25 protein-coding genes and 1 tRNA gene are annotated in these 18,639 nt (G+C 61.1%); 20 read left to right on the top strand and 6 right to left on the bottom strand.

All coding sequences use genetic code 11. The features are described from left to right. Positions 1-88: 88 nt before the first annotated feature. Entirely contained in the window at positions 89-901 is an 813-nt protein-coding gene (locus HY247_06790) for an alpha/beta hydrolase (GenBank protein ID QQG48445.1), read from the top strand. A 108-nt stretch (positions 902-1,009) separates the two neighbouring features. Further along, the gene (locus HY247_06795; protein ID QQG48446.1) at positions 1,010-2,944 is read left to right on the top strand and encodes a tetratricopeptide repeat protein; all 1,935 of its coding nucleotides are present in this window, start codon (positions 1,010-1,012) and stop codon (positions 2,942-2,944) included. Positions 2,945-3,057: 113 nt separating this feature from the next. Here the strand turns inward: HY247_06795 and HY247_06800 are convergent, their stop codons facing one another. Further along, a complete protein-coding gene (locus HY247_06800; GenBank protein ID QQG48447.1) occupies positions 3,058-3,513 on the bottom strand; it encodes an ester cyclase in 456 nt (151 codons plus the stop codon). 558 nt (positions 3,514-4,071) lie between these two features. On the opposite strand from HY247_06800, the gene HY247_06805 reads away from it, so the two are divergent. After that, a complete protein-coding gene (locus HY247_06805) occupies positions 4,072-4,311 on the top strand; it encodes a hypothetical protein (GenBank protein QQG48448.1) in 240 nt (79 codons plus the stop codon). Between the two features lie 195 nt (positions 4,312-4,506). On the opposite strand, the gene HY247_06810 is transcribed toward HY247_06805, so the two are convergent. Continuing rightward, on the bottom strand, positions 4,507-4,821 hold the full coding sequence (locus HY247_06810; GenBank protein ID QQG48449.1) for a winged helix-turn-helix transcriptional regulator: 315 nt from the start codon (positions 4,819-4,821) through the stop codon (positions 4,507-4,509). Positions 4,822-4,931: 110 nt separating this feature from the next. Here HY247_06810 and HY247_06815 point away from each other — a divergent pair, with 110 nt between their 5' ends. After that, on the top strand, positions 4,932-5,216 hold the full coding sequence (locus HY247_06815; GenBank protein QQG48450.1) for a hypothetical protein: 285 nt from the start codon (positions 4,932-4,934) through the stop codon (positions 5,214-5,216). Positions 5,217-5,348: 132 nt separating this feature from the next. On the opposite strand, the gene HY247_06820 is transcribed toward HY247_06815, so the two are convergent. Both HY247_06820 and HY247_06825 read right to left on the bottom strand, forming a co-directional pair. Next, a tRNA-Gly gene (locus HY247_06820) sits at positions 5,349-5,441 on the bottom strand. A 28-nt stretch (positions 5,442-5,469) separates the two neighbouring features. Continuing rightward, the gene (locus tag HY247_06825) at positions 5,470-6,144 is read right to left on the bottom strand and encodes a ribosome biogenesis protein (GenBank protein ID QQG48451.1); all 675 of its coding nucleotides are present in this window, start codon (positions 6,142-6,144) and stop codon (positions 5,470-5,472) included. Between the two features lie 53 nt (positions 6,145-6,197). Between HY247_06825 and HY247_06830 the strand changes: the two genes are divergently transcribed. Genes HY247_06830 through ftsY form a run of 8 tightly spaced genes read left to right on the top strand, consistent with a single transcriptional unit; the run spans position 6,198 to position 9,760 of the window. Continuing rightward, on the top strand, positions 6,198-6,509 hold the full coding sequence (locus HY247_06830) for an RNase P subunit (GenBank protein ID QQG48452.1): 312 nt from the start codon (positions 6,198-6,200) through the stop codon (positions 6,507-6,509). Between the two features lie 42 nt (positions 6,510-6,551). Beyond that, positions 6,552-7,007, top strand: coding sequence for a 30S ribosomal protein S19e (locus HY247_06835; protein ID QQG48453.1), 456 nt, complete (start codon positions 6,552-6,554; stop codon positions 7,005-7,007). Then, positions 7,004-7,282: a DNA-binding protein gene (locus tag HY247_06840; protein ID QQG48454.1), complete on the top strand. Its 279-nt coding sequence runs from the start codon at positions 7,004-7,006 to the stop codon at positions 7,280-7,282. Before HY247_06835 ends, HY247_06840 begins: the two co-directional genes overlap by 4 nt. Before the next feature lie 2 nt (positions 7,283-7,284). Continuing rightward, positions 7,285-7,443, top strand: a complete 159-nt coding sequence (rpl39e, locus tag HY247_06845; protein ID QQG48455.1) for a 50S ribosomal protein L39e — start codon at positions 7,285-7,287, stop codon at positions 7,441-7,443. 6 nt (positions 7,444-7,449) lie between these two features. Next, a complete protein-coding gene (locus tag HY247_06850) occupies positions 7,450-7,731 on the top strand; it encodes a 60S ribosomal protein L31 (protein ID QQG48456.1) in 282 nt (93 codons plus the stop codon). 1 nt (position 7,732) lies between these two features. Continuing rightward, complete coding sequence (locus HY247_06855; protein ID QQG48457.1) at positions 7,733-8,398, top strand: translation initiation factor IF-6; 666 nt, start codon at positions 7,733-7,735, stop codon at positions 8,396-8,398. 21 nt (positions 8,399-8,419) lie between these two features. Next, complete coding sequence (gene pfdA / locus HY247_06860) at positions 8,420-8,851, top strand: prefoldin subunit alpha (protein ID QQG48458.1); 432 nt, start codon at positions 8,420-8,422, stop codon at positions 8,849-8,851. 3 nt (positions 8,852-8,854) lie between these two features. Further along, positions 8,855-9,760 carry a signal recognition particle-docking protein FtsY gene (gene ftsY, locus HY247_06865; protein ID QQG48459.1) on the top strand — a complete coding sequence of 302 codons (906 nt, stop codon included), beginning with the start codon at positions 8,855-8,857 and terminating at the stop codon, positions 9,758-9,760. 1 nt (position 9,761) lies between these two features. Here ftsY and HY247_06870 read toward each other — a convergent pair whose 3' ends face one another. Both HY247_06870 and HY247_06875 read right to left on the bottom strand, forming a co-directional pair. Continuing rightward, positions 9,762-10,535 carry a carbon-nitrogen hydrolase family protein gene (locus HY247_06870; GenBank protein QQG48460.1) on the bottom strand — a complete coding sequence of 258 codons (774 nt, stop codon included), beginning with the start codon at positions 10,533-10,535 and terminating at the stop codon, positions 9,762-9,764. 45 nt (positions 10,536-10,580) lie between these two features. Further along, on the bottom strand, positions 10,581-11,294 hold the full coding sequence (locus HY247_06875) for an ACT domain-containing protein (GenBank protein ID QQG48461.1): 714 nt from the start codon (positions 11,292-11,294) through the stop codon (positions 10,581-10,583). A gap of 60 nt (positions 11,295-11,354) precedes the next feature. On the opposite strand from HY247_06875, the gene HY247_06880 reads away from it, so the two are divergent. From HY247_06880 to HY247_06915, 8 genes are read left to right on the top strand one after another with little or no spacing between them, the layout of a single operon-like run. Further along, positions 11,355-12,599, top strand: a complete 1,245-nt coding sequence (locus HY247_06880; GenBank protein ID QQG48462.1) for an argininosuccinate synthase — start codon at positions 11,355-11,357, stop codon at positions 12,597-12,599. Continuing rightward, positions 12,562-14,043 (top strand): argininosuccinate lyase, encoded by a 1,482-nt coding sequence (gene argH / locus HY247_06885; GenBank protein ID QQG48463.1) that lies wholly within the window; start codon positions 12,562-12,564, stop codon positions 14,041-14,043. The genes HY247_06880 and argH overlap by 38 nt, the downstream gene beginning before the upstream one ends. Continuing rightward, positions 14,040-14,213, top strand: coding sequence for a lysine biosynthesis protein LysW (locus HY247_06890; protein ID QQG48464.1), 174 nt, complete (start codon positions 14,040-14,042; stop codon positions 14,211-14,213). The genes argH and HY247_06890 overlap by 4 nt, the downstream gene beginning before the upstream one ends. Continuing rightward, positions 14,213-15,061, top strand: coding sequence for a lysine biosynthesis protein LysX (gene lysX, locus HY247_06895; protein ID QQG48465.1), 849 nt, complete (start codon positions 14,213-14,215; stop codon positions 15,059-15,061). The genes HY247_06890 and lysX overlap by 1 nt, the downstream gene beginning before the upstream one ends. 1 nt (position 15,062) lies before the next feature. Further along, entirely contained in the window at positions 15,063-16,124 is a 1,062-nt protein-coding gene (locus HY247_06900; protein QQG48466.1) for an N-acetyl-gamma-glutamyl-phosphate reductase, read from the top strand. A 4-nt stretch (positions 16,125-16,128) separates the two neighbouring features. Beyond that, the gene (locus HY247_06905; GenBank protein ID QQG48467.1) at positions 16,129-16,938 is read left to right on the top strand and encodes a [LysW]-aminoadipate/[LysW]-glutamate kinase; all 810 of its coding nucleotides are present in this window, start codon (positions 16,129-16,131) and stop codon (positions 16,936-16,938) included. A gap of 8 nt (positions 16,939-16,946) precedes the next feature. Then, entirely contained in the window at positions 16,947-18,122 is a 1,176-nt protein-coding gene (locus HY247_06910; GenBank protein ID QQG49584.1) for an aspartate aminotransferase family protein, read from the top strand. Beyond that, positions 18,097-18,531 carry an Lrp/AsnC family transcriptional regulator gene (locus HY247_06915; GenBank protein ID QQG48468.1) on the top strand — a complete coding sequence of 145 codons (435 nt, stop codon included), beginning with the start codon at positions 18,097-18,099 and terminating at the stop codon, positions 18,529-18,531. The genes HY247_06910 and HY247_06915 overlap by 26 nt, the downstream gene beginning before the upstream one ends. The last annotated feature ends 108 nt before the right edge of the window (positions 18,532-18,639 follow it).

An 18,639-nucleotide genomic window follows, 5' to 3' on the forward strand; every position in this document is an offset into this window, starting at 1 on the left:
AACGTTCCGTAGGTCTCGGAGAAATTCTAATAGCCTTAATTGTGCTCCCGCGCCCGAGCCCTGAAGGAAAGGATCGCAGAGTCCAGGCATGCCGAAGATTCAACTCGCCGACGCAACCCTTCACTACGTCGAAAGTGGTGCCGGTCAGACAGTAGTGCTTGTCCACGGCGGCCTGGCTGACTACAGGCTCTGGGGCGTCCTGTCCGGGGCCCTCTCCCCAAAGTTCAAAGTAATTTCATACAGCCGTCGGGGTGCCTTCCCGAACGAAGCCCCTCAGAAAGACGCATCGGGGATACCGATGCATTCAGCAGACCTAGCAGCTCTGATTTCGCAGCTGTCCGAGGGCCCTGTCCACCTGGTCGGAGAGTCCTATGGTGCATACGTTGCGGCGCACTGCGCTCTCCACAACCCAGACAAGGTCCGTTCCCTCGCAATCGACGAGCCGCCGATCTTGCCCTTACTGATGGAGAACGATAGCGACAGGGCAGAGTTAGAGCACTTCGAAAACGACGTCCTGAAGCCAGTACTCGGGTGCTACAAAGAAGGGAAACCTGAAGACGCTGCCAGGGCCCTTCTTGGATTCCTAGAGGGGTCCCGTGACGTCTATGATTCTCTCCCAGGGGAAATCAAGGAGGCCATCATGGTTAATTCCGGAGCGATGTTCGAAGATCTGAAGGGAGGTTTCGACGGCATCAAGAGGGAAGAGGTGGCCGGGTTGAACGCTCCCACGTTGCTGATGAAGAGCGAGCTTGGGCCACCGCTCCTCAAGCGAGTAGTCGACCATCTTCACTTGCTGGTTCCGAAAAGTGCCGTAACTGAGATAGCAGGAACTTCCCACGGAACAATCGTCGACTCGCCGGCCTATTGCGCCTGCGTCCTGGGATTCCTCAGCCAGTTCTGAAGCCCGCAGGAACGAGAACCCGGGGAACTAGGTAGGTATTCTGTCGGCGCGGCTTCCGTTCCCACAAGGGATTTATCGCCAGCAAAAGAGGAACTTGAGACTAGGGACTTGTCCCAAGGGCAGCGTAGACTGGCCGCGATAATGTACACCGACATGGTAGGCTACACCGCTCTTGGCCAAAGGAACGAGTCACTCTCTCTGGCGATGGTCGACGAACAGAGGAGGCTGATCAGGCCCATTCTAAGCAGGCACGACGGAAGGGAAGTGAAGACCATGGGGGATGCGTTCCTCATCGAGTTTCCGAGCGCACTTGAAGCTGTGAGATGCGCATACGACATACAGCGAGCAGCCAAGGAGTTCAGCTTCTCCCTCTCCGAAGACCGAAGAATCCACCTCAGGGTGGGCGTTCACCTCGGCGACGTGGTGGAGTCTGACGGTGACATTTCGGGGGACGCAGTCAACGTTGCTTCCAGGATTGAACCCTTCGCAGAGGATGGCGGAGTCTGCATCACACGTCAGGTCTCTGACAGCGTCCAGGGCAAATTCGAACTCCCGCTGGTGAGCCTCGGGCTCAAGACCCTGAAGAACGTAGTCGAACCGATGGAGGTGTTCAAGATGTCCATGCCATGGGACGACCCCAGGCAGAAGGGCGCTTCCCGATTCGATGCGAGAAGAGTGGCGGTCCTGCCGTTTGAGAACATGAGTCCTGACCCAAACGATGCCTACTTCGCGAACGGGATGACTGAGGAACTCATCACCACTCTCTCGAAGATCGGGCAGCTCACCACGATCGGAAGGACCTCGGTGATGCGTTACAGGAATTCGACGAAGGGCGTCGGGGAAGTCGCGCGCGAGCTCAACTCTGGGAGCCTCATCGAGGGAAGCGTCAGGAAGGCCGGGAACAAGGTCAGAATTACGGTCAAGCTGTTAGATGTGAACACCGAGGGCAACGTTTGGGCAGAAACTTACGACCGAAATCTCGATGACATATTCGAGATTCAAACGGACGTCGCCAAACGGGTAGCGGAAGCCCTGCAGGTCAAGCTTCTCGCAAGCGAAAAGGAGAGCATCGAGAAGAAAGGATCCGAGAGCACTGAGGCCTACACCCTCTACTTGAAAGGCCGGAACTATGTCAACGAAAGGACTCGCCAGGGGTTCGAGAGAGCAATGAAGTACTTCGAAGCCGCAGTAGAACGCGACCACAACTACGCGGCTGCCTACACAGGCCTGGCTGACTGCTATCACCTCATGGAGAACTGGGGATTCATGCATCCAAGCATCGCATGGCCCAAGTCGAAAGAATTCGCTTCCAAGGCGCTCGCGATCAACGACATGCTGGCTGAGGCGCACACCTCGATGGCCATGGCGCTTGCAATCTTGGACTGGGACTGGAAGGGTGCAGAGGGAGAATACAAGAGGGCTCTGAGTCTCAATCCAAATTACGTGACGGCCCATCACTGGTACGCTGTCCATCTGTTGATTGCGCAGAAGAGATGGGACGAAGCAATCATGGAGATGACCAGGGCGCAGGAACTCGACCCATTCGCCGCGGTGATAGCAACGAACTTGGGCCGGGTTCTCTTCATCTCAGGGCGCGAGGAAGATGGGATTAGGCAGTATCAGAAGGCGTTGGAGATAGACCCGAACTTCGCCTATGCGCACCTACTTCTAGGAGTGGCACTGGTTAGGAGGTCCTCGACGAAAGAAGGCCTGATTGAAGTCACGGCAGCTGACGCTCTCTCTCCCGGGTATGTCGCCGCCAAGACTGGCCTGGCTTACGCCTTCGCTGAGGCTGGCAGGAAGTCAGACGCCAAGGAGATCCTGGAGAAGTTGTTGGGTGATGCTGCTGGTGGATACGTCCCGTCCACATCGATTGGAGGCATCTACGCCGCCATGGGGGACACTGACCGGGCCTTCGAGTGGTTGGGCAAAGCAGCGACAGAACACAGCAGTGCGTTCCCCGAGTTCTATTCAGAGCCGATGTTCGACTCTATCGCGCAAGATCCAAGGATGGGCCTCCTGCTGAAGAGCATCGGATTGTGATGACGCCACTCAGGCTTTTTTCTATCTCCGTTCAAACGCCCTGATTCGATCACGGACTAGCCGGCGTTCAAAGTCTGTCGAGAAGAGGAGTTCCTGATTGAGAGTCTTAGGACCTAGGACAAGCCGATCTGTTTCATCAATCCGACTAGATCATAGAAGAGCCGCTCTTCACGAATCTCTCCCTTTTCACTCCAGTGGGCGATCGTACAGAATTCGACAAGGAAGCTCTTGTTCGTCGGAGGTATCATCTTGCCATCAGCCGTCTTCATCGGGCCTTTCATGGTTCCAGAGAAATCAGCTACAGTGCAGGTGTAATCGCCCTGGCCGAAGAAGATCTTGTAGGGGTTGTTGATCAGATGGTTGTCGGGAAAGGTCTTGAAGAATTCTACGGCTTCAAGGTCGTGGTTGCGTCGCCCCGTTGTAGGCGGGGACCCGCCAGGCCAATAGACGGCTACGTCTTCGGCATGACGCTTCCTGAAGGTCTCCCAGAGGGGGCTTCCAGGTCCGGCGTTCCAGGCATCGTCGAGGGTCTTCATGAGGCCCAGGTTGCGACTGACAACGGACTCCATGGGTTGAGTTTCTTGTCCGGTCATATTCAAGTTTTCCCAGAGGAACGGGTGTTGTCGAGACGTATTGTCGACGGGATTTCCGACTTCATATGTGCTCTAAAATTCCCCAATGAGACAAGCGTTTTTTGGAACTATCTGCAGTGCGGGGGTGGGATTTCAGCACTATAAATTGTGCTCAAAGCCGCATCTTAACCTCTGGTATCATGCCGCTGCCGGGATTGAAGCCCTTTGGGTTCTGATCGTCGACGAGTTCTTGGTTTGTTGCTGCGGGTCAGCGTTAAGCCCTTTGGCCGAGGACCGGACCGGCACCTAGCCACTCGGTGCAATGCCAGTCAGGGACAAAATCTAACTCAGAAAGAGATAGAACGGGCTGGAGTTCGCCCAGCCCTTTCACAGGTCACGATCTGTCGGCTTGTCTTATGGCTGAATGGGGCAGAGGAAGTCGTTTGCTGGTACGGCGGTGACTGTCACGTCTCCTGCCACTTGGGCTGCGAGAACCGCTGCCTCTGATGTCAAGAGATAAGGCGACACGTTCCAGGTTACTGAAGAGAACTTCCAGTGGCCACCATGATAGCCCACATCGCCCGGAGCGACCGCGACGACGCCTTTTTGACCAGGGACGCCGTAGAAATTATCGATGCCCGTATTGGGAAAGGCGGAAGGGGGTACTACGGTGCGGACTATGGTGCCCGCGTGGTAACAACATCCACTTGGAAAGACGAATCCTGGCTGGGCAGCGAAGGTCGCACTTATTGGAAGAGCGAAGAGCGTTCCAAGGACTGCGAGAGCGACTATTGACCCACCGAATCTTGTTTTCATGAGGTGAGCGACAGCTCTAAGCTATTTGGCGATTTGTCCAGTTTAGCTCCAATTCAATTCCAAATCTCCTACCAATCTACCGAGTAACTGTTCGGCTACGGCTTCGCTCGTCCTTCCGACCAAGTCCTGCGTTGGATTCCCGGTGTAGCTTGCGTTAACGTCAGACTTGAGTGGTCATGCGTGCTCTTCGGGCTTGAATCCGAGCGTTGTGCATATTTCGTCAAAGATGTCAACATGTCCCTTCATCCAGGAACTTAGAGAATATGTCATTCCGTACTTCTCACCGCTCGCAATGAGGAGCGAGCTCCGATGAAGCACTTTGATGTGATGCTGGACAGCCTTGTACTGAAGATCGAGGTCGTTGGCCAACTGATTCATGTTGCTGGGACGGACCCGAATCTTCTGGAGTATCCTAGCCCTGTTCTCGCCTCCCCTTGTGCCCCCCAGAAGGAACCAAAGCAGGCCTCGGAGCTCCGGGTCGTCCTGCATTGTAGTTTATTCAGTTCCAGTCTATTTATCCATTGGACGAGCCTAATCGAATTGGAACAGATTTGGACAAAGAGTTAAGCGCGATGGAGGTGTCTCATCGTTGAAAGAAGATGGTCCTGCTCATGGATCTGGCGATTCTTTTTGCAGCACTAAACACTGCACTTCTTTTGGGGTTGCTTTACCTCTACGGTAAGATTTTCCGCAGGAGCAGGGCCGTATATACCGCCGGTCTCCTGATCTTCGCCGCTGCGCTATTTCTGCAGAACGCCATGACAGTCTTTGCCTATTTCACCATGACGTCCTTCTTTGCGGAGGGAGTCCTACCATATCTATTCGCCATAGCGATACTGGAGTTCGCCTCGGTTGTTGCAGTGTTCAGGATTACGATTATCTGAAAGCCTCAGTCCTGAAGCCTTTCAAGAACTGTTGGACGGAGTCTCCATCGAACGCTATTGCCTTGGTCGACTGCATACAGGATAGATACAGTAAGCATCTCATAAGCTCAGCGATTTGAGACTACATAGGTGTGCGGTCGCCGGGATTTGAACCCGGGTTACAAGCTTGGAGGGCTTATGTCCTAGACCAGAATTTCCTCTCAAAGAGATCTGGACGACGACCGCACGACCCCCCGAGCCTCGCCGAGTCCTTTTAATCGTTCATTCGCGACGAAGCCTTCTCGATCTCATACACGAGCCTCGAAGCCACGACATGCGCCTCCAGCGGCCTCTTGTCGATCCTGAGCACCTCGTCGAACGTGGCGGCCGTCGAGTCGGCGAAGTGCCCGTGCGGGAATCCCCCGATCACCACACAGGGATTCTTCAAGCCCGAGACCTTCTCGCCGACTTCCTCCAGGTTCGTGGCCTTCCCTCGAACAGAAAAGCCGATGACCGCGCCCGCCCTGACATCTCTAACCAATTCCTCGAATCCCATCCTCCTGGCTTTGACCAGTCCCCCGCCTGCCTCCTCGCGCAGCCCCTGCTCCATCAGCCCCCTGAACCTCTCGTAGCTCTTGGGAATCCTCGTCTCCTCTGCGATCTCCAGGACGATGTCCGGGTAGGTATGGACGTACAACTTGACCATCCCGTCCAGGTACAGCGGCGTCCCGGTGACGCTCAGGACTGCCGCGTGCACAAGGTCAGGCCTCCCCCTCTTCTCCCCGTCTCTGAGCTTCTCCATGGCCGCGTGGTGGAAGCTCCTGTCAAGGAGGATCCCGCCCGCCTCTACCCCCCTCCTCCTCGAATCGCTCGCGACCGCCGGATGCTTCCTGAGGCCTTCGGGGACCAGCTCCAGCGCAGACTCCGCGAGCACGAAGGTGAGCTTCACGGAGCGAGGCCGGCGAGCGCAGGGTTAATTCTTTGCAGCCCGCAGCTCCTCGCGTGAAGCCCCAGCGTAAGGACAGGGAAGGCGCCGCAGCGGTCGTAAGGCTCCTGACCGAGTCGGCCGTACGCCTGTCCTCGTCCGACCCCGAGCTCGCGAAGGCGCAGGCCGCCCTCGCCCGCAAGCTCCGCCTGAGGTTCAACATCCGCCTCGACCCTTCCCTACGCCGGTTCGCCTGCCGGGGCTGCAAGGGCATCCTCGTCCCCGGGGTCAACGCAAGGGTCCGGCTCGGCCACGGCAAGCCCCCGATCCTCCGGGTAACCTGCTCCGATTGCGGCCACGTAAATCGAAAATCGCTGGGTATGCCTTAAATACAGTAAAGCACGGGTCGGATTTCCAATTCGTGAGACAGTATGGTCAACGCACTAGACGTCCCATCCGCGAAGCTGATTGGCGCCCTAGCGGAGCAGATGAAGTCCGTCGCCACCATCCAGCAGCCCGAGTGGGCCCAGTGGGTCAAGACCGGCTCACACGCTGAAAGGCCTCCCAACAGCGCCGACTGGTGGTTCACCAGGGCGGCCTCCCTGATGCGCAAGCTCTACCTCCACGGCCCCGTGGGGCTCACCGACCTCGAGAGGGTCTACGGCGGCACCAAGGCACTTCACTACTATCCGAAGCACCACAGGGATGCCGGAGGCTCCTCCATCCGAAGGCTCCTCCACCAGCTGGAGCAGGCGGAGCTTGTCGCGAAGACCTCGAAGGGGCGCATCCTCACCCCCAAGGGAAGGGCGATGCTGGACAAGACGAGCAGGCAGCTTTTCACTACCATGGCAGAAGGCAACAAGTCTCTAGCGAGGTACGGCCAGTGATGTCCTCGCCGGGGCAAAAACAGCCCGAGAAGGACCAGGGCGAGAAGAAGGCCATGCGCGAAGCGACACTCAGGATGGCCTTCACCTCCGAGGCCAGGCAGCGTCTCGCCAATGTGAAGATGGTCAGGCCCGACCTCGCCTCCTCCATAGAAGAGTACGTCATTCAGCTCGCCTCCTCCGGCCGCCTCAAGAAGGCCGTGGACGACGAACAGGTAAAGCAGATGCTCGCTTCGATGCAGGACAAGAAGCGAGAGATGAAGATCAGGAGGATCTAAGCATGGCGCGAGTAAAGGACACTTCGAAGAAGAACAGGCTCATCAAGGCCGGGAAGCAGTCAAGGTCAGTTCCCACGTGGGTCATCCAGCGGACCAACAGGAGCGTCCGCTCCAACCCGAAGCGGCGGAGATGGCGCCAGCGCAAGCTGGGCCTGAAGTGATAGGGAATGTCTGAGAAATCCGAGCCGCTGACAAGGACGTACAACGTTCCTCTGGGAGTAGTCTACGAGGCTCCCCCCTACCGCAGGGCCAAGAAGGCGATCATCATCATCCGCGAGTTCACCACCCGCCACATGAAGGCCAAACAGGTAAGCGTCGACACAAAGGTCAACGAAGTGCTCTGGGCCCGGGGCATCAAGCACCCTCCCAGGCGGATCAGGCTGGAGATGGAGCGGGACGAAGACGGGATAGTCACAGTCAAGCTCCCTCCCGAGCCGGACCGAGCGTAGCATGGGCCTGCACCTGCTAGACATCTACAGAAGCCCCAACATCGGCGTCTACATGAAGGCCAACGACCGCCACCTCCTCGTGCCCAAGGGCCTCGCGTCGACAAAGTCCGACAAGCTCTCGGAGCTGCTCGAAGTCTCTGCCGTCCCCACCTCGATCGGAGAGTCGCGCCTCCTGGGGCCGCTCGTATGCATGAACGGCAACGGAATACTCGTCTCAAGGCTCGCCGAGGGAGAGGAGATTTCTGAGATCAGCGCAGCAACCGGCCTCAACGTCTCAAAACTCGACTCCAAGTTCACCTCGGTGGGCAACCTGGTCGCAGCCAACGACAAGCGCGCCATCGTCTCCCCGATCCTCGACGGCCGCGCCGTCTCCCAAGTCAGGGACGTACTCGGGACCGAGGTCGAGCAGGCTCCGATCGGAGAGTACTACCAGGTCGGCTCGCTGGTCGTCGCGACCAACAAGGGCGCCGCAGTCTACCCCGGGCTAGACGAGGCTGAGGTAACGCGCCTCGGAGGCCTCCTGGGCGTGGACGCCTACCCCACTTCGGTCAACAGGGGGGTCCCCTACGTCGCATCAGGGGTCGTGGCCAACTCGAAGAACGCGGTGGTCGGGAGCCAGACGACCGGACCTGAACTTGTCTTTATAACGCGGGCACTGAGCGTCTGAAATTCGCCCAGACGATCACTCTTGAGCAAGCAGCCCACAGCGGAGGAGACGGTCAACGCCCTGGTCGTTGAGATAAGGGTCCTCGAGGGGACGTTCAACGAGCTCTCAGCGCGCCAGAACCTTCTGGAGCGGGCCCTCATCGAGAGCCGCGCCGCCCTTGACGCGATCAAGAACCTCGGCGCCGCGCCGGCCGGGGAGGTCCTCGTCCAGATCGGAGGCGGAGCGATGCTCAGGTCTCCCCCGCCGGAGACCGGCAAGGTGCTCATCAGCATTGGCTCTGGGGTCGTGGTCGAGAAGCCCAAAGACGAGGCGACCTCGATACTCGAAGGAAGGACCAGGGACCTGGAAAAGTCGATCATCTCCATCGCCGGCCAGAGGAACGAGATCGCCGAGAGGCTCAACTCCGACCGGCAGATCCTGAACAACTTCATGGCCCAGCAGAACGAGGAGTAGCCTTTGTTCGAGAGGCTGAAGCAGGCCTTCTCGGCCGTGACCAGCGCGGTCCGCGAGAAGGAGTTGACCGACGCGCAGTTAGACGAAGTCGCGTTCAACTTCCAGCTCTCCCTGATCGAAAGCGACGTAGCCCAGTCGGTCGCCGAGGCCCTGACCAAGGAAGTCCAGAAGAGCCTCACCGGGACCAAGGTCGACCGATCCGCCGACCCCTCAGAAGTCGTCGGCGAAAGGCTCTCCACCGTCCTCGAGGCTGCCTTCTCGAAGGCCGGCGCCGTCGACCTGGTCCAGAACGTAGCCGAGAAGAAGAAGTCCGGCGAGCCCTACTCTGTCCTGTTCCTCGGGATCAACGGGGTCGGCAAGACCACGACGATCGCCAAGGTCGCGAGCTTCCTCAGGAAGAAGGGCCTCAGCGTGGCCCTGGCCGCGGGCGACACCCACAGGGCGGGCGCCATCGAACAACTGACCGAACACGCTGACAGGCTCGACGTCAAGGTCGTCTCCCAGCGCTATGGGGCGGACCCTGCCGCAGTCGGGAGGGACGGCATCCTCTACGCCAAAGCCCACCACATCGACTGTCTCCTCATCGACTCCGCCGGACGGATGCAGACCAACCAGAACCTGATGGAGGAGATGGCCAAGATAGTAAGGGTGGTAAGACCCGACCTCAAGGTCTTCGTAGCCGACGCCCTGACCGGCAACGACGCGGTCTCCCAGGCAGAGCTCTTCAACAAGCACGTCGGGTTCGACGGCGCGGTCCTAACCAAGGCCGATGCGGACGTCCGGGGAGGAGCGGCGCTCTCCATAGTCTACTCCACCGGCAAGCCTGTGATGTTCCTTGGAGTCGGGCAGGCCTACGAGGACCTCGTCCCCTTCGACACACCCAAGTTTCTCTCCTCGCTGCTGAAGTGACCTAGTCGGGACCCAGGACGTCCCTCGGGTGCCTGCCCTTGGCCCTGTCCGCCTCCGCCGGGTCGACAGTCACTGTCACGAACGGCGACTCTTCATTGGTGAGCCCCAGCACGTCCCCGTCCGGGCCCACGACCCATCCGCGCCCTCCGAACTCCGCCTCTCCCCTCTTGCCCGTCCTGTTCGAGGACAGGCAGAAGGCCCCCGATACGATCGCCGCCGCCTTCCCTCCGGTGACCCACTTCTCCACGCTCCCCCGCCCTGTCGCCCTCGGCACAGCGATCATCTGGACCCCCTGCTTCCCATACTCCCTCGCCTTCGTGAGGGCCCAGAGGTCGCTGCAGATCATCAGCCCCATCTTCGCGCCGCCCTCCTCGAACGGCCTGAACGTCCTGTCGCCCCTCTGATACCACCTGGCCTCGTAATACCCGGCCTCGTCGGGGAGGTAGCTCTTGACGTGGACCGCTTTGGTTTCACCGTCCTTCCTCCAGGCGAACCCCTCGTTGAGCCTGAGCCCTCCCCTGTCGACCGGCCTCGAGCCCAGCACAATGCCCACTCCCAACTCTGGAAGCCTTCCGACCCACTTCTGATGCGACTCGACGGCACGGCCCCAGACTCCGGCGTCGTACTTCGGCTCCGCGCAGAACCACGAATCGAACGGCATCTCCGGTAGCAGGACCAGGTCGCTCTGCGCCGCCTTCACGTGCTCCCTAAGCCGTCCCCACTCCTGCGAAAACAGGTCTCGGTCGTCGCTCATCTGCGTGACCGTCATCTTCATCGTCTGTCCATCCCTGCCTCTCCTGCCACTTCTTATCGGTGAGCCCTACCTGTCGTGCCCGTCCCCGAGCTTCCTCTGCTCCTCCACGACAAGCTCCGTAAGGGCCTCGAAGGCCTTCCCGGCGTCCTTCATCCTGACCACGAGGATCGTGTCGGTGTAGCAGGAGACTGTGTCCTCCACGTTCACGTGGCGCCTCGAGAGCTGGTCGTAGAACGCGCTGATGCATCCAGGAGTGGCAATGATCTCCTTGGGGCTGTGGACCGTTATCGCCGCGCACTCCTCCCCCTCCTCGAGGAGCTCCCCGCCGCCCATCGCCCTCTTCACCTTCTTGTGGAGCCTCTGGTCGAAGATCAGAGTGATCGAGGAGAGCGACTCGGAGACCTGGATGAACTCCTCCTGGTGCTCAGCCAGCAGGGCGCTCACCGCCTGGAGCGTCCTCCTCGTCTTCTCGACCGAGAGCCTCGAAACGTGCGTCCGGACGCTGACCACGCTGCCCGCGATCACGCTCCCCACCTGCCCCGTGACGCTCGAGTAAGAACCCCTGAGCCGCTTGAGGGCCGTGATCACGCTCTGCTCGCTCACCTCCCTGGGCTTCCTCCCAGTCTTTGCGGCGACCTTGGGGGCGAGCATCCTGGCGAGCTTGCTGAGGTTCGCATAGTCCCGGGCTATCGCGTCCTGGACTGAAAAGTCGAAGTCCACCTCGTCCCTCACGGCTCCCGTCACGGAGCCCTTGACCGATTTCAGGTCACGACGAGCCAATTTTGGGTCAATCAAGGCCAAAATCTATAAAAGCATTTCCCACGCGCAGAATCTAGAAATTTGCGCAGGGCCGTTGTTCTCGCCTTCTCAGGCGGACTAGACACTTCAGTTTGCGTCAAGTGGCTCCAAGAGAAGTACGACTCCGATGTCGTGACCCTCACCCTTGACCTCGGCCAGAGGGACGACCTCGACGAAGTCGAGCGGAGGTCTAGGGAGATCGGCGCCAAGGAACACTACACCCTCGACGCCAGGGACGAGTTCGTCAACGACTACGTCTTTCCCTCTATCCTCGCCAACTCCCTGTATCAGGGAAAGTACCCGCTGAGCACGGCGCTGGGAAGGCCCCTGATCGCCAAGAAGCTCGTGGAGGTGGCCCACAAGGTCGGAGCCACGGCCGTGGCCCACGGCTGCACCGGCAAGGGCAACGACCAGGTCCGGATAGACGTCACCGTGAGGGCCCTCGACCCCGCCCTGGAGGTGATCGCCCCAGTCAGGGAGTGGAACATGAGCAGAGACCAGGAGATCGAATACGCCAAGGAGCGCGGACTCCCGGTCAAGGCCTCAAAGTCAATCTACAGCGTCGACCAGAACCTCTGGGGGAGGTCAGTCGAGAGCGGGCCCCTGGAGAACCCCGAACAGGAGCCCCCCGAGGAGGCCTTCGAGTGGACCGCATCTCCCGAAGAGGCCCCCAACACCCCCGCCTACCTCGAGCTCGGGTTCAGGGAAGGCTTGCCGGTCAAGGTCAACGGCAAACCCATGCCCCCGCTGGAGCTGATCGCCTGCGTCAACGAGCTTGCCGGGACCCACGGAGTCGGGCGCATCGACCACATCGAAGACCGCCTCGTGGGGATCAAGTCGCGCGAAGTCTACGAATGCCCAGCCGCCTCGGTCGTCATCGAGGCGCACAGGGACCTTGAGAAGCTCGTCCTGACCCGCCACGAGCTCGACTTCAAGGCTCAGGTGGAGAGAGAGTGGGCTTGGCTCGTCTACTCGGGCCTCTGGCTCGAGCCCCTCCGCCTCGCGCTTGACAGATTCATCGCGGCGACCCAGCACAGGGTGACCGGGTCGGTGAAGGTGAAGCTCTTCAAGGGCTCCGCCCGCGTCGTCGGGCGCTCCTCCGACTATTCCATCTACGACGCGTCCGTCTCCACTTACAACCGCGGCTCCACCTTCGACCAGAGGAGCGCGGTCGGATTCATCGAACTCTGGGGGCTCCAGTCGAGGGCGGCCGCGAGCCTCGCTTCTAGCGCCGAGGAAAAACGAGCAAATGGACATCCGAGGGCCAAGGCTAAGGAAGCAGAGTGACGAGGCCCTCGCGTTCACCTCCTCGAGCACCTCCGACTCGAGGATCGCGCGCCACGTCATCAGGATCAACCTGGCCCACATGCTCGCATTGATCACCTCACGCGAAGTCAGCACGGGTACAGGCTCCGCCTGCGTAGGCTTCCTTCTGAAAGCATCTCCGGAGCCCAAGCCCGGCCGGCTCTCCGAGGACTTCCACCAGCAGCTCGAGCAGCAGGCAGTCGACGAACTCGGGACACGGACCGCAGGCTTCCTCAACTACGGCAAGAGCCGCAACGACCAGGTCGCGACCGCAATCCGGATGGAACTGAGGGAGCGCATCCTGGACCTCGCGGGGGCCCTCCGGTCTCTCCAGCGGTCTTGCCTGGGCGTCGCCTCAAAGTACGGGGCCTCCCTCGTCCCGGGCTACACGCACCTGCAGAGGGCCCAGCCCTTGACCGTCGCGCACCACTTCCTCGCCCACTTCGACGCTTTCCAGCGCGACGTCGATCGCCTCCTCCAGCTCTACGAGCGCGCGAACCTCTCCCCGATGGGCTCCGCTGCCCTCGCGGGCACCAGCGCCCGTCTGGACCGGAGCAAGGTCGCTTCCTCGCTGGGGTTCTCGGGTGTCGTCAGGAACTCCATCGACGCGGTCTCCTCAAGGGACCTCTCCGTCGAGGCGCTCTCCTGCGCCACGATTGCGCTCCTCGACGCAGCGAGGCTGGCAGAAGAGCAGATACTCTGGAGCTCCAAAGAATTCGGCTTCGCCGAGCTGGACGACGCCTACTCGGCCTCGAGCAGCATCATGCCACAGAAGAAGAACCCTGTCGTCGCCGAGATGGTCCGCGCCAAGTCCGGCTCGGTCCTGGGCAGCCTCGTCTCCGTCTGCGCGATCCTGAAGGCCCTCCCGTATTCTTACAACCTCGACCTCCAGGAGGCCACGCCCCACCTCTGGCAGGGCTTCGACGACGCAGTCGGCTCCGTCACCGCTCTCTCCGGGTCCGTGTCGACCATGGTCCTGAGCACCAGGAAGATGACAAAAGCGGTCCAGGAGGACGACTCGACAGCGGTGGCCCTCGCCAACTTCTTGTCAAAGCGGGGCCTCTCCTTCAGGGAGGCTCACTCCGTCGTGGGGGAACTCGTCAAGATCTCGACAACCGAAGGGACCTCCCTGGCCGAGGCGACAGCGGCCCACCTCCCAAAGGCTTCCAAGAGGTTCGGCAGGAGCCTCTCAGTCGACCTCAAGACTGCGAAGGAGATCCTCGACCCAAAGTCGTTCCTCTCCGAGATCAAGACGGCGGGCGGGAGCAACCCCGCACGCATCAGGGAAGACCTCGCGGAGCGCAACAGAGACCTGGCGGCCAGCGGAGCCGCGCTCTTGAAGCTGCGCTCCTCGCTCAGGGCCTCCGAGAAGAGGCTGCTGGGGCGCGCATCGGGCCTGGCCCTGGAGGTGAAACCTGAAAATTGAACACTGACTGCGGCGAATGCGGAGCCGGAATCTCCGTTCCGGAGGACGCGATCGTGGGAGAGATATTCTCATGCAAGGACTGCTCCTCCGAGTACGAAGTCGCCGAAATCTCAAACGGCAGGGTCCTGCTGAAGCCCGCCGAGCAGGTCGGGGAGGACTGGGGAGAGTAGTGCAGCTCTCCATCGCCTTCGACCGACTGCGCTGGGAGGAGAAGGCCCTCAAGGAGGCAGCCGACAAGGCCGGCCTCCAGGCCTCGCTGGTGGATGTCAAGGGACTCGTCTTCGAGCTGCCCAAGAAGCACCCCGAGCTGGGCGACGTGGTCCTCCAGCGCTGCATCAGCCACTACCGCTCCCTCGTCCTCTCGAGGACCCTTGAGGGGGCCGGCCTGACCGTCGTGAACAGGCACGAGGTAGCGGAGGTCTGCAGCAACAAGCTAGCGACGAGCATCGCACTCCTGCGGGCCGGGATACCCACGCCAAAGACCCTCGTGGCTCTCTCTTCAGAGACCGTGGAGAAGGCCGCCGAGGAGCTGGGGTACCCGCTGGTCCTGAAGCCTTTCAGCGGGAGCTGGGGACGCATGGTCACCATCGTCAGGGACCCTGAAACTCTCCAGTCGCTCCTCGAGTACAAGGAGGAGCTCTCGAACCCCCTCGAGCAGATGCACTACCTGCAGAAGTACGTGGAAAGGCCCCCACGCGACATCCGTGCGATAGTCGCAGGTGACGAGCTCGTCGCCAGCGTCCGCAGGTACGCCCCTCAGGGCGAGTGGAGGACGAACGTGGCACGGGGAGGGACGACCGAGGCCTTCACCCCTGAGCCCGAGCTCCGCGAGATGGTCATGAAGGCGAGCGAAGCAGTAGGAGGAGGCGTCCTAGGAGTAGACGCCATGGAGTCGCCCGAAGGCTACATGGTCCACGAAGTCAACAACACCGTAGAGTTCAAGGGGGCACAGTCAGCGGTCTCCGCAGACATCTCTGCCCGGATCATCGACTACGTCTCCAAGGTGGGTAAGCGATAGGTTGGTCCGCGTCGGGATTCTCGCCGCTTCCGGATACATCGGGGGAGAGCTCCTCAGGCTCCTCCTCCAACACCCAGGTGCCGAGGTCAAGGTCGCGACCTCGAGGAAGTACGCAGGCGAATACCTCTTCAGGGTCCACCCCAACCTGCGGGGCGTCACCGAACTCCAGTTCTCGGCCCTCGACCCCTCCAAGATTGCAGACTCTGTCGACGTCGTCTTCGCGGCCCTTCCCCACGGCGAGTCCGTCAAGGTCCTCCCGCAGCTCGCAGAGACCGGGCTCAAGGTCATCGACCTGAGCGCAGACTTCCGCCTCAGGGACGGCGGCCTCTATCCGGCATGGTACGGGTACGAACATCCCCGCCCCGACCTCCTGGAGGCCTTCGTCTTCTCGGTGCCCGAGCTCAACCGCGACCAGGTCAGAGGTGCCCGGCTCGTCTCCTCCCCCGGCTGCATGGCGATAACCACTATACTCGCCCTGGCCCCGCTCCTCAGAGAAAAGTCCCTGGGTATCGACCCTGAGAGGATAGTAGTCGACGCGAAGATCGGATCTTCCGGGGCTGGCGGCAAGCCCTCCATCTCCACCCACTTCTCCGAAAGGTTCAACGTGGTCAGGCCCTACAAGCCCGCAGGCCATCGCCACTCCGCAGAGATAGAGCAGGTCCTCTCCGCCGAGGCGGGGACCCCTGTCAAGGTCTCCATGTCGGCCCACGCCGTGAACATGGTCAGGGGGATCCTCAGCACTTCCCACCTCTTCACCTCCGCCGAGGTAAAGCCCCTCGACGTATGGAAGGCCTACCGGAGCGCGTACTCCGGCTCGTACTTCATCCGCCTCGTCAGGGACAAACAGGGGCCCTTCCGCCTCCCTGACCCCAAGGTAGTGATCGGCTCCAACTTCTGCGACATCGGCTTTGAGATCGAGGAGCGCACCAAGAGGATAGTCACACTCTCTGCGACTGACAACCTGATCAAGGGCGCAGCCGGCAACGCGGTCCAATCGATGAACCTGATGCTCGGGCTCGACGAAAAGACAGGGCTCGCCATGGCGCCCCTCCACCCGGTGTAGCAGGATGAAACTCGTAATCAAGGTCGGAGGGAGCCTGATGAAAGGGGACCTGCCGAAGGGCCTAATCGAAGACGTGGCCTCCCTCGCGGCGAAGAACTCCGTCGTCCTCGTGCACGGAGGCGGGGACGTCGTCACCGAAGTGGCGACAAGGATGGGCAAGGAGCAGAAGTTCGTCGTCTCGCCCGGGGGGATGCGGAGCAGGTACACCGACAAGGAGACGGCGGAGATCTACCAGATGGTCATGACCGGAGTCCTCGGCAAGAAGCTCGTCCAGGCCCTCGCAAGGGCGGGCTCGCGGGCTGTCTCGATTTCAGGGACCGACGCCACCCTCCTCCAAGGCAAGAGGAAGTCGCGCGTAATCGCGGTCGACGACAGGGGACGGAAGGTCGCGATGGACGGCGGATACACCGGCAAGGTCCAGGCCGTGGACCCGACCCTCGTCGACCTGCTCCTCGGCAGCGGATTGGTGCCCGTGGTCTCTCCTGTGGCTTCGAGCGAAGAGGCAGAGCCGCTCAACATCGACGGCGACAGGGCCGCCGCATCACTGGCGGCAGGCATCGGGGCGGACGCCGTAGTCTTCCTCACGAACGTCGACGGCCTGACCCTCGAGGGGGGCCTCGCGGAGAGGTTGACCCCGGAGGAGGCCGAGACGAGCCTACCCCAGGTCGGATTTGGGATGCAGAAGAAGGTCCTCGCGGCGATAGAAGCGGTCAGAGCCGGGGTGGGCGAGGCGATAATCTGCTCGGGCACGAAGCCGAATCCTGTCAGCGCCGCCCTTGCGCACGAGACGTGCACAGTGGTGACCTCGGGATGAGCGCGGAGATGCAGCTGGAGGATGCCTTCGCGACCCCGGCCTTCCAAAAGTTCCAGATCTCCATCGCCCGGGGCAAGGGTTCCTCCGTCTGGGACGCCGAGGGAAAGGAGTACATCGACTTCATGACTGGGTACGGGGTCGCACTGGTGGGGCACTGCAACGACGCCGTCGTCAGCGCAGTCGCCGACCAGGCCTCGAAGCTGATCACGTGCCACGGCTCATTCTACAACGAGGTCAGGGGCGCTCTCCTCGAGAAGCTGGCCAAGGTCTCTCCAACGGGGCTCACGCGCGCTCTCCTGACCAACAGCGGGACCGAGACCGTCGAGGCGGCGATCAAGCTCGCACGCAAGCACACCGGGCGCCGGAAGGTCGTCTCCATGAAGGGCGGGTTCCACGGAAAGACCTACGGCTCCCTGTCCGCCACCTGGAGCCGCAAGTATCGCGATCCCTTCATGCCCCTGCTCGACGGCTTCGACTTCGCCGAGTACGGCGACCCCGCTTCCCTCTCCAGCCTAGTGGGCCCGGAGACCGCGGCCGTGATCGCAGAGCCGATCCAGGGCGAAAGCGGGATCGTAGTCCCGCCCCCGGACTACCTGCGACAGGTGAGGGAGGTCTGCGACAAGGCGGGCGCCCTCCTGATCCTCGATGAGATCCAGACCGGCCTGGGCAGGACGGGCAAGATGTGGGCGTCCGAGCACTGGGGGGTCGTCCCGGACGTAATGACAGTCTCCAAGGGGCTCGGCGGGGGACTCCCGATCGGGGCCGCGATGTCGAGGGAAGACGTCGCCAAGAGCCTCAAGGGCGGAGAGCACACCAGCACCTTCGCCGGAAACCCTCTGTGCTGCGCCGCTGCCCTCGCTACGCTGAACTACATCGAGGGCAACCGCCTCCCCGAGAGGGCCGCACGCCTCGGAGAGACTATGGCAGGCGGGCTTAGGAAGGTCGCCGCAGCCCACAAGCTGGTCAGGGAGGTGAGGGGCAAGGGGCTCATGCTCGCCCTTCAGACCAGGGTCGACATCCACTCCCAGCTGGTCGCGGCTCAGGAGCGCGGGGCGATCTTCGCATACTCCGGAAGAGACGCCTTCAGGTTCCTCCCGCCGCTTATGATCGAAGAAGAAAAAATAGGCAAGGGCCTCGAGATTCTGGAGGGAGTCATAGGTGAAGAAGAAGCAAGAAGACTCTGAGAAGATCGACGACCTGCTGCTGGCCATCCTCAGGGAGGACTCGCGGCTTCCCAACACCACGATAGCCCAGAAGCTCAACCTCTCCGAGTCAGCGGTCCGCAGGAGGATCTCGAACCTGTCCTCCCGTGGCAGGATCAGAAAGTTCACCGTAGAGGTGGAGGACAGCGGGCTGAGCAGCGCGATCACCTGGGTCTCAGTGAGCCCCTCGGTCCCGACCAAGGAGGTGAGCGAAAAGATCCGTTCGGTCAAGGGGGTGGAGACTGTCTACGAGACCGCAGGGCAGTTCGACGTCGCCGTCATCCTGAGAGGTGCGAACATCGTCGCAGTCAATGCGAGTATCGAGGGGGTCCGCCGGATACCGGGCGTACTCAACACGAACACCACCATGGTCCTGAGGACTATTCGCTGATTTCGGCCGAATATCGATAAATGAGCTCTGACATGATAGCCCCTCTTGGAGAACTCCGGATGAACTGTCTCGAATGCGACGCCCGACTCGAGTTGCCCACCGACGCGA

The organism is archaeon, from assembly GCA_016432545.1.
Lineage (GTDB): Archaea > Thermoproteota > Nitrososphaeria > Nitrososphaerales > Gagatemarchaeaceae > UBA183.

Coding starts and splice junctions, on each gene's coding strand:
- rpl39e (QQG48455.1), top strand. CDS start 7,285: ATGGCGCGAGTAAAGGACACTTCGAAGAAGAACAGGCTCATCAAGGCC.
- HY247_06810 (QQG48449.1), bottom strand. CDS start 4,821: ATGCAGGACGACCCGGAGCTCCGAGGCCTGCTTTGGTTCCTTCTGGGG.
- HY247_06870 (QQG48460.1), bottom strand. CDS start 10,535: ATGAAGATGACGGTCACGCAGATGAGCGACGACCGAGACCTGTTTTCG.
- HY247_06910 (QQG49584.1), top strand. CDS start 16,947: ATGCAGCTGGAGGATGCCTTCGCGACCCCGGCCTTCCAAAAGTTCCAG.
- HY247_06905 (QQG48467.1), top strand. CDS start 16,129: ATGAAACTCGTAATCAAGGTCGGAGGGAGCCTGATGAAAGGGGACCTG.
- HY247_06790 (QQG48445.1), top strand. CDS start 89: ATGCCGAAGATTCAACTCGCCGACGCAACCCTTCACTACGTCGAAAGT.
- HY247_06800 (QQG48447.1), bottom strand. CDS start 3,513: ATGGAGTCCGTTGTCAGTCGCAACCTGGGCCTCATGAAGACCCTCGAC.
- HY247_06815 (QQG48450.1), top strand. CDS start 4,932: ATGGTCCTGCTCATGGATCTGGCGATTCTTTTTGCAGCACTAAACACT.
- argH (QQG48463.1), top strand. CDS start 12,562: ATGGACATCCGAGGGCCAAGGCTAAGGAAGCAGAGTGACGAGGCCCTC.
- HY247_06835 (QQG48453.1), top strand. CDS start 6,552: ATGGTCAACGCACTAGACGTCCCATCCGCGAAGCTGATTGGCGCCCTA.
- HY247_06850 (QQG48456.1), top strand. CDS start 7,450: ATGTCTGAGAAATCCGAGCCGCTGACAAGGACGTACAACGTTCCTCTG.
- HY247_06855 (QQG48457.1), top strand. CDS start 7,733: ATGGGCCTGCACCTGCTAGACATCTACAGAAGCCCCAACATCGGCGTC.